Source organism: Nonlabens sp. (assembly GCF_051251825.1).
Taxonomy (GTDB): Bacteria; Bacteroidota; Bacteroidia; order Flavobacteriales; family Flavobacteriaceae; genus Nonlabens.
In genome coordinates this window covers 172731-187883 of the sequence record NZ_JBPOGG010000004.1, presented here as the reverse complement: position 1 = coordinate 187883, position 15153 = coordinate 172731, and the positions used below count along the sequence as shown (strand labels likewise).

Below are 15153 nucleotides of genomic sequence, written 5' to 3'. Positions count from 1 at the left end.
ACCAAAAAACTTTTATGAAAAATAATTACTCTTGATAATTATCTTCAATTACTATATTCCAAATTGCGTGCCATAAATGGAACTATACAATATAGTTAGCTTCGTTGTATATGTCGATAAAAGCTAGAATTCATTACATGATCTCTAGTAATTTTTAATGCCTGTTATCGCATTGAATATAGACTGGTAGTTCCTTACTATCTAAGAAATCAATAAAAGGACAACCAAAACTAGTGTAATACAAACCAAATATAACTGGTGGCTTGTTTTCAAATAAAAGTCCAGAATAATGAACAGGTTCAGTAGAGGATGTTTGAAGATTATCACTTAGATAGATTGATGGACTGTAGCCTTCAGAGTCACCTATTTCAGTTTTATATAATAATTTACCTGATTTTGCAATAACGATTATGTAATCCACAATATATTCTTTGTTGTCAAAACTAGCACGCATATAATAGTAGTTGTTCTCATCTATAATGTCGTGATAGGCGAGTAGAACTTCATAGTTTTTACTCTTATAAAAGTTCCCATATTCTAGTTCTACCTTAGGCATTTTTTCAATATCAGTTTTTTTCCATTCTATGGCACTTATACCAGCTTCCTTAAATGGATTTGTAGTACCTATATGTGCAAATGAGTTATAGTATGAATTAGTAGAAGTATCGATAATTCCTTGAACGTCAAATCCGGTCAGGTAATCAGGTCCACCATAAATACTTTCATGAGATAAAAGTGGCACATCCTTTACCTCAACTACTTTTAAATTATCGTTTAGGTAATTATAAATGTATAAATTATCAGTTTCCTTTATTTCTCTGTTAGATAGGAATTGAGTTCTTTCTTTTCCTTTAAGATAATAGACTAGTTCTTTAGAATCCTGATTTTTATTGTTCTCGTTTTCATACTCTGCAAGTACTTTAGGAAATCTATTATTCCAGTAACCATCAGTTAATGAGATAAATGCTGCAATATCATGATCGCCTATCTCGTAGCCATTAACAGTCATAATACTTAAGTCATTTACATATTCTTTATGTGCTACGTCAACATAATCGTCACTTAGAAAACCGTCAAATACATAACCTATCGCTTTATGAACGCCTACTTTTACCCAGTTTCCTTGAATCCTTTTTCCGTTATCTTCAATAGTTTTAATAAACCCAGTTGATTCGATTATTTCCACTCGAGTATTTAATGGGAATTTGCCCAAAACTTCACCATCAGGAACATCTCTAAAGTTTAAACCAGATGGTGCATTAACATACTTAAAGACTGGTTTTTGAAATTCTGCAGCCTTGACATTCTTAATACTATCTAATTCCTGTTGAGAAAGAGGCGTGTTAATTTTCTCTACCAGTTGCTCAATCGCCGCGTTTTCTTCGGTAGTGGTAGATGGTTTTTCTTTACAACTAGTAATAATTAGAAATGCAATGAAATAGGTTAGTTGTCTAAACCCAATAAATGATTTTACAGCCATTTTTTCCACTTAAAGAAACTTATAAGAGTAACGAAAATTATGACATTTATAATCCAAAAATACTGATATCCGTGTTCCCAAGTGAGTTCCGGAATGTATTCAAAGTTCATCCCGTAAATACCTGCGACAAAGGTCATAGGAATAAAAATAGATGATACTATAGTAAGCACTTGCATGATTTGGTTCATTTTATGACTCACACTAGATAAATACATATCTTTTAAGCCAGTATTTATTTCTCGATAAGACTCAATCGTTTCTGTAATTTGAATGCAGTGATCATAAGCATCGTGGAAATAAGTAACAATTTTAGGATCTATTAAATCATTTTGTTCCTTTAATATTTTACTAATAGATTCTCGCAAAGGATAGATAGCACGCCTTAAACTAAGCAGCAACCTTTTATTGCGTTGCACTTTATTTAAAGATTCTTTATCCGGTTCCTCAAAAATCTCATCTTCTAGATCATTCAGGTATTCACCTATTTGCTCAACGGCTATGAAGTAGTGATCTATAATACTATCTATTAATGAGTAAAACAAATAATCGTTGCTACTAGTTCTTATCCTACCACGGCTACTCTCTATACGTTCTCTTATATTTTCAAATACATCTCCAGTTTTCTCTTGAAATGTTATGACAGAGTTTTTAGTCAATAAGATTGAGACTTGTTCTTCATTGAGTTCATGCTCTGCAGCATCATAAGAAATCATCTTAATGCTCTGGAATATACACTCGTCAAAAAACTCAGTTTTTGGTCGTTGAGTCGTATTTGCAATATCCTCTACTAGTAAATGATGTAAATTAAAATCCTTTCCTAATTGCTCTAGTAACTCAATATCATGAACTCCATCTATATTGAACCAGTGAACCAGTTCTTTTTTTAAGTCATTGAGATGTATGTTTTCAAACTTCTCATAGGATTGCTCGTTATAGATAATCGTCTCAGTAGCAACATTACCTTCTCGCTCAATTCCCACATAAGATATCGTTCCAGGTGGCTGAAAAACAGAGTTTCTCGACTTAGGTGTTGCTTTACGTTTGCGCTTACGAGCCATATTTTTAGAATATATTATATAGTAAACTTACAGAAAAATATTATTGTATAGAATTAGTTTTGAATTACGCTTTCGCGAAAGCGTGTAAAACAATCCTACTTCAACTTCTCAGCAATATGTGGTGCAGTGATACTCTTCTTGATTTTAGCAACTTCCTCAGGCGTGCCTGATGCGGTGAGATAACCACCATTCATTCCGCCGTCGGGACCTAGGTCTATGATGTGGTCTGCACATTTTACTAAGTCCATGTTGTGCTCAATAACTATAACAGAATGACCTTTTTCTATCAAAGCATTAAAACTGTCGAGTAATTTATTTACATCGTGAAAGTGTAATCCAGTGGTAGGTTCATCAAATATAAAAAGCGTCTTGTCTGCAGTGGTTCCTTTTACTAAGAAACTGGCTAGTTTAATACGTTGCGCCTCGCCACCTGATAGAGTAGAAGAGCTCTGGCCCAAAGTGACATAACCTAATCCTACATCTTGTAGTGGCTTGAGTTTTCTCGTGATTTTTGCAATTTCGGCTTCTTTAAAAAAGTCAATCGCATCATCGATGGTCATGTTTAATAAATCATCGATGTTTTTATCCTTGAACTGAACCTCGAGTACATCTTTTTTGAAACGTTTTCCATTACAGGTTTCACAGGTTAATGTCACGTCGGCCATGAACTGCATTTCTATGGTTACCTCGCCATCTCCTTTACAGGTTTCACATCTTCCACCTTCTACGTTAAAAGAGAAATGCTTCGGTTTATAATTACGGATTTTTGCAACTTTCTGGTCAGCATATAAGTTACGTATGTCATCATAAGCCTTTACGTAAGTTACTGGATTAGAACGAGAGCTGCGACCTATAGGGTTTTGATCTACAAATTCAACCGTTTTAATATTTTCAAATTTCCCATCTATACTGGTAAATTGTCCTGCTTTTTTACCGTAACCACCTAACTTTTTAAGAATAGCTGGATAGAGTATTTGCTTTACAAGCGTACTTTTTCCGCTACCAGAAACACCTGTCACCATAGTGAGCACACCTAGAGGAAAACGCACATCTATGTTCTTAAGATTATTCTGTCTCGCACCGATGATATCAATATAATGCTTGTAGGTTCTACGTTTTCGCGGAAGCGGTATCTCCAAACTGCCGTTCAAATAACGTGCTGTAAGACTTTTTGATTTTAAAATTTCATCTAGAGTTCCAGCGGCAACGACCTCGCCACCATGAGTTCCTGCTTCTGGACCTATATCTATAATCATGTCTGCAGCTTGCATGATTTCCTCATCATGTTCCACGACGATTACCGTATTTCCTAAATCACGCAAATTTTTGAGCACTTTAATGAGTCGCGCCGTATCACGAGGATGCAGTCCTATACTAGGCTCATCGAGAATATACATACTACCGACCAGACTACTTCCTAACGAAGTCGCGAGATTGATGCGTTGTGATTCTCCACCAGAAAGTGAGTTGGACTTTCTATTGAGTGTCAAATAATCTAGTCCTACGTCTGACAGGAAATTGAGACGGCTTTGAATCTCAGCAAGTAATCTTTTTGCGATTTTGAGGTCTTGTTCTGAGAGCTCGATATTATCAAAAAACTCTTTTAAATCCTTGATAGGTTGATTTACCAGATCTGAGATAGAAACTCCTGCGATTTTAACATAATTAGTTTCTACACGCAGTCGTTTCCCTTTACAAACGCTACACTTGGTCTTACCGCGATAGCGAGAAAGCATGACACGATTTTGAATTTTATAAGCTTTGGCCTCAAGCTCTGCAAAGAAATCGTTGATTCCTTCAAAGTATTTATTTCCTGTCCAGACCAGATCTTTTTGAGCATCAGTCAACTCAAACCACGGTCTGTGAATCGGGAAGTCAAATTTACCAGCACTTTTTATGAGTTGGTTTTTATAAAAACTCATATTCTCACCACGCCATGGAAAAACGGCGTTTTCATAAACAGATAAAGCAGTATTAGGAATAACCAATTCTTCATCTATTCCTATAACGTCTCCATAACCTTCACAGTTAGGACAGGCTCCATAAGGATTATTGAAACTAAACAAATGCGGATTAGGCTCTAGAAATTCCATGCCGTCGAGTTCAAACTTATTTGTGAACTCGCGACCAGCAGTACCATCCATGTGTTCAATCATACAAACTCCTTTTCCTTCAAAGAATGCGGTGTCAATAGCGTCTGCAAGGCGATTGTAGAAATCCTCATCATCTCGTTTGATAATACGATCTATGACTATAGAAACGGTATCATTCTTTTTAAAACTATAATCGAGTCCTTCTATACGTTCTACGGTATCATTAATTTTAATACGTGTAAAACCTTGTTGTAAAAGAACGTCGAGCTGGTCTTGAACCTCTCGTTTTCCTTTAACGATAAGTCGAGTAAGTAATAAGAGTTTAGTTCCTTCTTCTTGTTTCTTTACGTAATTAACGACATCTGTAACGGTATCTTTTTTCACTTCGTTACCTGAAATAGGCGAGTAGGTGCGACCTACACGGGCAAAAAACAATTTGAGATAATCATAAATCTCTGTAGTGGTTCCTACGGTACTGCGTGGATTTGTGGAATTTACCTTTTGCTCTATAGCGATTGCTGGAGCGATACCTTTTATGTATTCAACTTTGGGTTTATTGAGACGACCTAGAAACTGTCGCGCATAGGAAGAAAGACTCTCTACGTAGCGACGTTGACCTTCTGCATATAAGGTGTCAAAAGCCAGCGAAGACTTACCGCTACCTGATAAACCTGTAATTACTACTAAATTATTACGTGGAATTACAGCATTAAGATCTTTTAAATTATGTAATCCAGCTCCTTTAATAAGTATGTTGTCTTTGGGACTGAGCTCATCGATATTTGCAAATAGGGTATTCTCCTTCATATGCTACAAATATAAACCGCTCAACGACCATTAAAAACACTGTATTATATTTTAAATGTTAAATATTTGGACTGATTTTGCGATTGTGGAATAAATGTTGTTATATTTATCCCGTTACTAATTTCAAATCAAACTGCGTATAGCTATACTATTACTTTAAATCAAGATCTTAAACCTTATGATAAGGTCTTAAAGTTGTTATAGTTATGAAGTTAGAAAACCCTACTACAGATGCGTTACTGGTAAGCCAGTACCTAAAAGGTAATGAGAGCAGCCTAGAAGTTCTTATCACACGACACAAGCAAAGAATTTATAGTTTTATCTATTCCAAAGTACTGGATAGAGATACTACTGAAGATATTTTTCAAGATACGTTCATTAAAGTGATCCGTACGTTGAAACGTGGTAAGTATAATGAGGAAGGTAAATTTTTACCTTGGGTGATGCGTATTGCTCACAATCTTGTGATCGACCATTTCCGTAGAAATAAGCGCATGCCTAAGTTTTCTTCCAGCAACAGCGACTTTGATATTTTTGATGTGATCAGTAATGGTCAAGAAAGTACAGAGAACGAGATGATATCAGATCAAGTACGTCACGATATTAAAAGAATTATCGAGGAACTTCCAGATGATCAAAAAGAGGTTTTAATTATGCGCATGTATAAGGACATGTCATTTAAAGAAATCGCAGAATGTACTGATGTGAGTATCAATACAGCTCTGGGAAGAATGCGTTATGCACTAATCAATTTACGTAAGGTGATTGATAAGCATAATATCATATTGACAAATTAAAGGCTTGAAATTATAATAAAGTTAGAAATGTGTCGTTTATATTGAAAATAAACACACAACATGGCAAAACTTTACAATGAATCAATACCTGAAAGAGTGGCTCCACTAGGACCTAAAGATGACACGGTGAAATTCCTGCTCAACTTTTCAAAAGCATTGAGTGTTATGAAGATACAGAACATGACGTTTGAGACGCTCAACAATTAATTTTTGTTTTCAGCTTTAAAAACCCATTGAAATCTATTGATTTTAATGGGTTTTTTGTTTTTGCAAATAATCTCGAAATATTGTTTTCGTAAACATCCATCCCAACCTTCCTTCAAAGGAAGGAGTTTATTTATTACTTTAAAATGTCTTTTCATCTTAAAAGAAAAAAGTCGCTTTGAAGAGATATTTAAAGGAATGTAGTTAAATATTCATGGATAAATGTGAATTAATCTACTTCTCATCGAGTATCGTTTTCTTTCATTATAGTATTTTAATTCACGGCTTCTCCGTTTTTATTATATCTCTGATGGCATTCTTCACAGTTATAACCTTTACTTAAATAATCATTATAACTTTTATAATCTTTAAACGGCGTAATCATGTAAGAGCAATTAACGCACTGTCTTCTGTTCATTTTTCCCACCATCGGAATGGTAAATTTTCTAGGTATATAAATGAAAAAGAAAATTATAAGTGCAATTGCAAAAACTATAATTACATATTCCATCACTTCTTCAACTTCTTATAATACTCATCAAGCACCGTTTTTCTTCCCACGGTTTTAGTAATAATATCTTTATCAAGATCCCAACCTCGTGCAGGACTGTATTCACGACCGTACCAGATGATTTGTAAGTGTAAATCGTTCCATTTTTCTTTAGGGAATAGTCTTTTTGCGTCTTTTTCTGTTTGAACTACGTTTTTACCATTGGTAAGATTCCAGCGGTACATCAATCTATGTATATGAGTATCTACAGGAAATGCTGGTATTCCAAAAGCTTGAGAAAGTACCACAGCCGCTGTTTTATGTCCTACCGCAGGCATGGCTTCTAGTTCTTCATATGTTTGTGGAACTTTACCGTCGTGTAAATCTATAATCATGTAAGAAAGCCCGTGAATTCCTTTTGCCTTCATAGGTGAAAGACCTACCGGTTTAATAATTTCACGTATTTCATCTATAGACATTTTAATCATGTCATAAGGATTATCTGCTCGTTCAAATAGTAGCGGTGTGATTTGATTCACACGCACATCAGTGCTTTGAGCACTCATTAAAACAGCGATTAATAAGGTGTAAGGATCTTTATGATCGAGCGGTACAGGTATCTCTGGATATAATTCTTCCAGTTTATTTATGATAAAATTGACCTTTTCCTCTTTATTCATGTTTTAACTTTATACTTTGAACAAAAATACAACTATGACCACATTAAAAACAGGAGATAAAGCACCAGATTTTTCAGTAGTAAATCAAGATGGAAATACCGTATCCTTATCAGATTTTAAAGGAAAAAAGCTAGTGTTGTTCTTTTACCCTAAAGCGAGTACACCAGGCTGCACGGCCGAGGCTTGTAATCTGAGAGATAATGTATCACGCTTTCGCGAAAGCGGATACGAAATCCTAGGTGCTAGTGCTGACAGTCCTAAAAGACAATTAAATTTCAAGAATAAATATGAGTTGCCATATGATCTACTTGCCGACGAGGATCATACTTTATTGAATGCATACCAAGTTTGGGGTCCTAAGAAATTCATGGGAAAGGAATATGACGGAATCCATAGAACGACTTTTGTAATTGATGAAAATGGAATCATTGAAGATGTGATTACTAAGGTAAAGACCAAGGATCACACAGCACAAATTCTATAATTAGGATTTATATAATAAAAAAAAAGACCGCAATAGTTGCGGTCTTTTTTTGTTACCTATATTGTTTAATTACGTGATTCTAATAATGTATCAGTATTACACCCAAAAAGATTTTGTTCATCAATAATTTCTGCAATTCCTGGTGGTAGCATTTCTCTCCATCCTTCATCACCGTCAGCTATCATGCGCAATACTTCTCTAGAAAATATGTGCATGACTTCTTCATTATAATCCTCAATATCAATCACACGGCCATTGTATTTAAAGAATTTATATAATTCCTTCATGCGTGGATGTACTTTAAGATTCTCACTATTAGTCAGTTCTCCAGTTTCGTGATTGATCATAGGGTAGAGGTAAACTCTCAAATCTTTAAAGAATAATTTCCCAAATGCTTCCAGAATTCCACCACTTAAATGAGTATAGTACTTAGTATCAAATATATCTACAAGGTTATTTACACCCATCACAAGACCTATACGTTCTTTAGTATAATTATTAAAGTATTCTACAAGTCTGTAATATTCCTTAAAGTTTGAAATCATTACCGTTTGACCTAGTGAACATAAAAGTTCTGCACGGTGCATGAAATCTTCTTCATCTATTTCTCCTTGGGCTTTAAGGTTAGATAAGGTAATTTCAAAAATAGTCTCCAATTTATCTTCTTGAACCTTACCAGATTTGATGAACATGGCCTTGGCCGTTTCATACATATCCATGTTTACTTTAGTAACAGGTCTAAAACTACCTCTAAGCGCCAGTACATTTTTCTTATAAAGAATGCGAGCACTTAAAATGTTATTTCCATCTGGGCCAAACATTACCGCTTCGGTCATATCATTACGTAATAACTGTAAAGACATCAAGCGGTTATCTACATGAGCAAAACGTGGACCGTCAAAGTTGATCATATCAATCTCAATCTTATCCTTATCAATATGGTCATATAGATATTTAAGTAACTTCTTAGGCTGGTCGTGCTTGTAAAACGCACCATAAATAAGGTTAACACCTAAAATTCCAAGAGTTATTTGTTGTAAACGAGCATCAGTCTCTTTGAATCTTACATGCAGTACAATTTCAGAATACTCTTCCATAGGTGCGGCCTGGAATTTAATTCCTACCCAACCATGTCCTTTATATTTTTTTGCAAAATCAATAGTAGCCACGGTGTTTGCATAAGTGAAGAACATCTTTTCTGGATGTTTTTCTCTAGCGATACGTTCTTCAATTAGGTTAGACTCATGTTGTAACATGCGTCTTAAACGTGCCTCAGTCACATAACGACCGTCATCTTGTATACCATAAACAGCGTCTGAGAAGTCCTTGTCATAAGCACTCATGGCTTTGGCAATTGTACCAGAGGCACCACCAGCTCTAAAGAAATGACGAACCGTTTCCTGTCCTGCGCCTATCTCAGCAAACGTTCCATAGATATTGCGATTAAGGTTGATTCTAAGCGCTTTACTTTTTAATGATGGAACTGATTCAAAATCATTATCTCCAGGTAAGGTAACTCCCATAATGGTGTTGTTATATCGTTTACACAAAGGTAGCAAACCACAACGTAGAACAAAAAAATATGGCTATTTTTAACCTAAAATAGTTCAAGTGAAAATTACCATTTTAGGAACAGGAACTTCGCAAGGTATTCCAGTGATAGGAAGTAACCATCCAGTTTGTAAAAGCACCGACTCAAAAGATAAACGATTGAGAGTAAGTGCAATGGTAGAATTAAATGAAAAACGGTTAGTTATAGATTGCGGTCCAGACTTTAGACAGCAAATGTTGAAACATGACGTACAACAACTCGATGGCGTTCTTTTTACTCACGAACATGCAGATCATACCGCTGGATTAGATGATTTAAGGCCCTTTTTTTTCAGACAAGGAGAGATTAATTGTCACATGACCTCTAGAGTTCACCTTGCATTACAAGACCGTTTTAGTTACATGTTTGCTACTGAGAATAAATATCCAGGAGTTGCAGATCTCACTGTTCATGAGTTTGATAATGAGGCTTTTGATGCAGCAGGAATTCAAGTGATTCCAGTACTAGCAAGTCATGGCTTTATACCAGTTCATGGTTTTAGAATAAAAGATTTTGCTTACATGACTGATGTTAAATCGATTGTTCCTCTAGAAAAGGAAAAATTAAAAAATCTGGATGTATTAATCCTTAACATGCTCCGTGAAGAAGTTCACCATTCTCATTTAAATCTAGAAGAAGCACTTGAGTTAGTAAGGGAACTGAATCCTAAACGTACTTACTTTACACATATAAGTCATCACCTAGGATTCCATGAAGAAGTTGAAAAAAACTTGCCAGATGGTATTTTTCTCGCTTATGATAATTTAGAAATTAATTTATAATATGAAACAGAGTCTTTATTTATACCTATTTATTTTTGCATGTTTAATTGCACTTATTTTATACGTTAACGGTAGAAATATTCAAGAATCACAGGATAAAGCCTATGTAACTCTTGAAGAAAAATATAATGCTACTCAAGCTCAGCTTGAAGCTGCACAAATGTCTGGAAGTGATACTAATTTATTTTCACTAGAAAATAATGAAGAAGCTTACAATTATTTTGCATCTACCGGTTTAGATAGAGATAATATAGAGTCATTTTTAATGGATCACCTACTGGAACTCAATATTAAAGAAGGAGGAAATCCGCTGGTTGATTACATAGGTGCAGGACGCGGATATCAAATTAATGATATGCAAGTGCTTAATCATAAATGGTTAATCGCCAACTTTACTGATAATGAGAATTGGGGAGAAGTCTTGATACAGTACGATTTTGATAAAGACAACAAGCTGTCTATGCAAACTATAAGAACAGTGCTTTATAATAAGTATCGTTAATTAAAGTTCTTTTTCCAGCCATGCTTTCATGTCATAAAAATTATCACGCGCCACGCCGTGACCTATAGGATAATCTTTAAATACATGATTTAGTTCTAGCTTTTTTAAGAAATCAGGAGCTTGTTTTGCCCAGGCATAAGGAACTACTTGATCTACCGTTCCATGTGAAATGAAGTAGGATGGTTTGTTCTCGCTTTCGCGAAAGCGAGATTCCAGTTCCTCAGGGTTTTCAATCATTTCTTCATTTAAATATCCACTCATACATACCACTTTATCAAATAGTTGTGGATAAGAAAGACTCAGTCCATAGGATAAAATAGCGCCTTGACTAAAGCCTAGGATATTTATTTTATCTTGAGAAATAGGGTAGGACTTCTTTAATTCTTCTATGAATTTAACGAGCAGTTGAATACTTTCCTTTGCTTGCTCAACGTCGCTAAATTTTCCTCCAGTTGCATCAAAGTTGATGGCATACCACGCAGCACCATAGGGTTGCATGTCATATGGAGCGCGAGCAGAAACAATAAAAAATTCTTGAGAAATCTCTGGAGCAAAAGAAAATAAATCGTCTTCATTACTGCCATAACCGTGAAGTAAAAGAAGTAAAGGTGCGTTTTCTTTTTGAGCAGGTCTTATAACGTGCTGTAGTGATAAATTAGTGAGCGCTTTCATTATTTAATAAAATTGAACCATTTCTGGAATAGTGGACCTACGATAGGAAGCTCGTCGGTTTGATTTCTTAAAGCACTTATTAATCCTAAAACGGCAAGTAGTACAAAAAAAGCAGTCATTAAAACAGCTATAATTCCTGTAGGAATAACACTTGCAAAAACACTTACAATTATAGCTGAAACAATGATTCCAAACATTTGTCTAATGTGAAATGAGGCAAACGGCTGGTTTTTTCCATTATTCATAATGAGAGCAACTCCAAATATCGCGATGCAAACTAAGAGATGAAAGAATAAAAATATAGCACTCGCATATGCGATGATCGCTAGATTCTTTCCTGCTGGTTCTTTATCCATTCCAAACGACCTTTTTATTATTTATAATTCCGTAGGCTTTTCCTTTTAGTTTTTTACCTAAATGAGCGCTATTTTTAGAAGAAGAAAAGATGTTTTCTTTTTCAAACGTATATTTTTCTGTTGGGATGAAAAGACTCAAGTTTGCCATTTCATCTTCTTTAATTTGTGGCTTTTCTAAACCAAATACTGCATAACCAGAAGTGAGAACTTCAATCGCTTTTTCAGTTTCTAGCACAGATTGCACAACACCATAAGCACTTTCTAGTCCCAAACTACCATAACTGGACTGATCAAATTCTACAGCTTTGTGCTCAATATTCAACGGAATATGATCTGAAGTAACAGTATCAATAACTCCGCTTTTTAGTGCTGATAGTAAAGCATTATTTTGCTTTTCATCGCGTAGTGGTGGTTGTATTTTAAAATGAGTATTAAAATCTTCTAGTGCGGTAGTGTTTAAAAACAAGTGATTTGTAGAAACACTACAGGTAATGTTGCTGTATTTCTTTTTGGCGTCCTTAATCAATTGTACACTTGCTGCTGTTGTGATCGTAGGAATATGTAATCTTGCTCCTGTGTAAGCAGCAACTTGAATATCTCTAGCGATTTGAACCTCTTCGGCAATGGCAGGTGTGGTTTTAATTCCTAAATGAATAGTTGTCTCATCTTCATTTACCATTCCTTTTCCTGCGAGATGATTATCCTGTGGATAGGATTGTATGATTCCTCCAAAAGATTTTACGTATTGCAATCCTACTTTGAGCAGATTTGTATTAGTAATAGATTTTTTAAAATCATAGAAAGAAACCGCACCAGCTTGTTGCATGTCATACAATTCTGCTAGATGTTCACCATCTTGTTGTAATGTAAAATTACCTACCGGTAAAACGGTTACCGCTTCACTGGCAGTTTTACCTTTTAAATAATTAATTCCAGACTCGTCTTGAGGATTAGGTTGATTGTTAGGGTTCAACATAATGGTTGTAAAACCACTTCTAGCTGCAGTTTCTAGACCATTCTTGAAGGTTTGTCGTTCTTCAAAACCTGGTTCTCCAAAACTAACACTACTATCAAACCAGCCTATCGAAACATGAAGATCTTCTTTTTCAATAAGTCGAGCTTCGTCGTTTTTAATGTTTGTAGCTATTTGAGCAATCTTCCCATTTTTGATAAGAAGATCTCTTTTTTTAAGATGGAGTTTAGAACCAGCATCTACGATTGTAACGTTCTTTAATAGTATCATTTCAAAAACTTTAAAATCAATAATTCACAGATGAGAAAAAATAGAGCGCCCATCACAAAATACTTCCAGAGGCTTAAAATCCCTTCTTCTTCACCTAATTTATAAACTAAATCTTCAATAGAGTAGGATATATTCTTGCCACCTAGCTCTGAGGAAGTGAAATAGTTTAGTTCATTCTCAAACCTATTTGTATTAAAACTTAGCGCTGTAATGAGTTCATCTTTTTTAGAAACATCATAGTTCCCAGCTTCCTTTAATTCATCATTAATTTCAAGTAATACAAAGGAATCAAACGCGCGCTGCTGCGGTATTATAGATTGAGTATCGTTACTGAGTTGTAAAATCTCATCATTTGAAATCGATGCTGGTATAGCTATCATATTGCTTGTTCCAGTATTGTAATATAATTGAGCAACTGGTAAACTATTTCTTCCCATGTTGTATAATACAGGAACAATTAAAGGCGAATTCTTAAAATTAGAATTGGTATCATTTAAAGGTGCTGTGAACTGGTAAATGTTATTCTTTTGATACAGGAAACTAGTTCCATCTTCATATTTCAATACTGGATTTAAAGCGGCAATATTGTTAGCGCTTGAATTTACTTTAGGATATTGGAAATTTGAAACTCGTTTGTTAAAAACACCTTTAAGTAATGGATGGTTAAAATTGATTTCAGTGATGCGTTTTTCAGTTTCACTTATATCATCTGCACTTTGAACTTGGTTAATGGCATCATAACCTGATTGTTCTAATGCAGGAATAATCACTAAATGTCCACCATTTCTAAGATAGGTATTCATTTCTTGTGCTAGATTACCAGAGATATTATTAAGCTCATTAAGTATAACTAGATTATGATCTTTTAAAAGATTGAAATTAAGATCTCTTGCTTTTACGGCAGTAAATTCAAACTCGTCTGCAGTATAGATGCGCTTTAAGAAATCACCATCCACTTGGTTAACTGCTAGAACCTTGATTTTACGTTCATTATTATTAGTTATAAATAACTCATTATCAAAACTAAGGCTACTGTCTTCTAGATATATACGACCATTAAGAGATTCTGCACTTGCATAATTAAAAACTGCTGTATTGCTGTTTTTACTTAAATCTAAGCTAGTCTTAGAAACTAGAGTTCCGTTATTATCCAGACTAACAGTCACTGGTTTATCGATAGCTTGATCACTTGAAACGGTGACACTTATCTCAATGGATTCAACAGTTCTGTTGCTTATAAATGCGGTATCTATGGAAATATTATTTGAATCTTGAGATTCTAGAAAAACGAGTTCACGTTTCAAACCGCTAATTGTATCTGGAAATGATTCTATATTTTTTTGAAAATCAGATATGATTACCAGTTCTTTCCTTTTATTCTTATCATTTAATAAGGAGTTTGCTTTGAGCTGTATTTGCTCATAAGAAAGTGATTGAGAACTATAACCAGAACTCAGTAAATCATTTGCAATTTCTTGCTTAGTGACATCTTTAAAAGTATTGTCATTAGTAAAGAGATTGATTTTTTGATTATTGGGTAATTTATCTAGTAGTTCAGTCACGGCAGTTTTATACAGTTCTCCTTTAGAACCGCTAGCTTGCATAGAATACGAATTGTCGAGATAAATAGCACTTTCTTTTTCTCTTGTGGCTACCTCACTACCTGGAATAAATGGTTGTGCAAATGCCAATACAATACAAGCAATCGCAGCCATACGAGCCAGTAAGGTCAACCATTTTTTAAGCTGGCGACTTTTACGAGTTTGTGTAATAAGTGGTTTTAGAAAAGCAACATTTGTAAAAGGCACTTTGGTAAAACGCCTCAACTGGAATAAATGAACAATGATAGGAACTATAAGGAATAGAAGTCCGTAAAGTATTGCTGGGTTTTTAAATATCATTTATTTCTAGGAT

14 protein-coding genes are annotated in these 15153 nt (G+C 34.7%); 5 read left to right on the top strand and 9 right to left on the bottom strand.

All coding sequences use genetic code 11. The annotated features are described in order from the left end of the window. Nucleotides 1-154: 154 nt before the first annotated feature. The 3 genes from ACSHWW_RS07220 to uvrA all read right to left on the bottom strand — a co-directional run bounded on the left by ACSHWW_RS07220 (nucleotide 155) and on the right by uvrA (nucleotide 5438). Nucleotides 155-1480, bottom strand: a complete 1326-nt coding sequence (locus ACSHWW_RS07220; protein ID WP_435681759.1) for an SH3 domain-containing protein — start codon at nucleotides 1478-1480, stop codon at nucleotides 155-157. Next, a complete protein-coding gene (gene corA / locus ACSHWW_RS07215; protein ID WP_435681758.1) occupies nucleotides 1471-2538 on the bottom strand; it encodes a magnesium/cobalt transporter CorA in 1068 nt (355 codons plus the stop codon). The genes ACSHWW_RS07220 and corA overlap by 10 nt, the downstream gene beginning before the upstream one ends. Before the next feature lie 95 nt (nucleotides 2539-2633). Further along, nucleotides 2634-5438, bottom strand: coding sequence for an excinuclease ABC subunit UvrA (uvrA, locus tag ACSHWW_RS07210; protein WP_435681757.1), 2805 nt, complete (start codon nucleotides 5436-5438; stop codon nucleotides 2634-2636). 206 nt (nucleotides 5439-5644) lie between these two features. Here uvrA and ACSHWW_RS07205 point away from each other — a divergent pair, with 206 nt between their 5' ends. Then, complete coding sequence (locus ACSHWW_RS07205; protein WP_435681756.1) at nucleotides 5645-6235, top strand: RNA polymerase sigma factor; 591 nt, start codon at nucleotides 5645-5647, stop codon at nucleotides 6233-6235. A gap of 60 nt (nucleotides 6236-6295) precedes the next feature. Beyond that, a complete protein-coding gene (locus ACSHWW_RS07200) occupies nucleotides 6296-6442 on the top strand; it encodes a hypothetical protein (RefSeq protein ID WP_435681755.1) in 147 nt (48 codons plus the stop codon). Nucleotides 6443-6949: 507 nt separating this feature from the next. Here ACSHWW_RS07200 and ACSHWW_RS07195 read toward each other — a convergent pair. Next, nucleotides 6950-7609: an endonuclease III domain-containing protein gene (locus ACSHWW_RS07195; RefSeq protein WP_435681754.1), complete on the bottom strand. Its 660-nt coding sequence runs from the start codon at nucleotides 7607-7609 to the stop codon at nucleotides 6950-6952. Between the two features lie 34 nt (nucleotides 7610-7643). Here ACSHWW_RS07195 and bcp point away from each other — a divergent pair, with 34 nt between their 5' ends. Further along, the gene (gene bcp, locus ACSHWW_RS07190) at nucleotides 7644-8093 is read left to right on the top strand and encodes a thioredoxin-dependent thiol peroxidase (RefSeq protein WP_435681753.1); all 450 of its coding nucleotides are present in this window, start codon (nucleotides 7644-7646) and stop codon (nucleotides 8091-8093) included. Nucleotides 8094-8158: 65 nt separating this feature from the next. On the opposite strand, the gene ACSHWW_RS07185 is transcribed toward bcp, so the two are convergent. Next, nucleotides 8159-9616, bottom strand: coding sequence for a TonB-dependent receptor (locus ACSHWW_RS07185; protein WP_435681752.1), 1458 nt, complete (start codon nucleotides 9614-9616; stop codon nucleotides 8159-8161). Nucleotides 9617-9704: 88 nt separating this feature from the next. Between ACSHWW_RS07185 and ACSHWW_RS07180 the strand changes: the two genes are divergently transcribed. Next, the gene (locus ACSHWW_RS07180) at nucleotides 9705-10466 is read left to right on the top strand and encodes an MBL fold metallo-hydrolase (protein WP_435681751.1); all 762 of its coding nucleotides are present in this window, start codon (nucleotides 9705-9707) and stop codon (nucleotides 10464-10466) included. A 1-nt stretch (nucleotide 10467) separates the two neighbouring features. Beyond that, on the top strand, nucleotides 10468-10968 hold the full coding sequence (locus ACSHWW_RS07175; RefSeq protein ID WP_435681750.1) for a hypothetical protein: 501 nt from the start codon (nucleotides 10468-10470) through the stop codon (nucleotides 10966-10968). Here ACSHWW_RS07175 and ACSHWW_RS07170 read toward each other — a convergent pair whose 3' ends face one another. The 4 genes from ACSHWW_RS07170 to ACSHWW_RS07155 are packed head-to-tail and all read right to left on the bottom strand — an operon-like array spanning nucleotide 10969 to nucleotide 15140. Continuing rightward, nucleotides 10969-11640, bottom strand: coding sequence for an alpha/beta hydrolase (locus tag ACSHWW_RS07170; RefSeq protein ID WP_435681749.1), 672 nt, complete (start codon nucleotides 11638-11640; stop codon nucleotides 10969-10971). After that, a complete protein-coding gene (locus tag ACSHWW_RS07165) occupies nucleotides 11640-11996 on the bottom strand; it encodes a hypothetical protein (RefSeq protein ID WP_435681748.1) in 357 nt (118 codons plus the stop codon). The genes ACSHWW_RS07170 and ACSHWW_RS07165 overlap by 1 nt, the downstream gene beginning before the upstream one ends. Next, entirely contained in the window at nucleotides 11989-13239 is a 1251-nt protein-coding gene (locus ACSHWW_RS07160) for a dihydroorotase (protein ID WP_435681747.1), read from the bottom strand. Before ACSHWW_RS07160 ends, ACSHWW_RS07165 begins: the two co-directional genes overlap by 8 nt. Beyond that, complete coding sequence (locus tag ACSHWW_RS07155; RefSeq protein WP_435681746.1) at nucleotides 13236-15140, bottom strand: BatA domain-containing protein; 1905 nt, start codon at nucleotides 15138-15140, stop codon at nucleotides 13236-13238. The genes ACSHWW_RS07160 and ACSHWW_RS07155 overlap by 4 nt, the downstream gene beginning before the upstream one ends. Nucleotides 15141-15153: the final 13 nt, after the last annotated feature.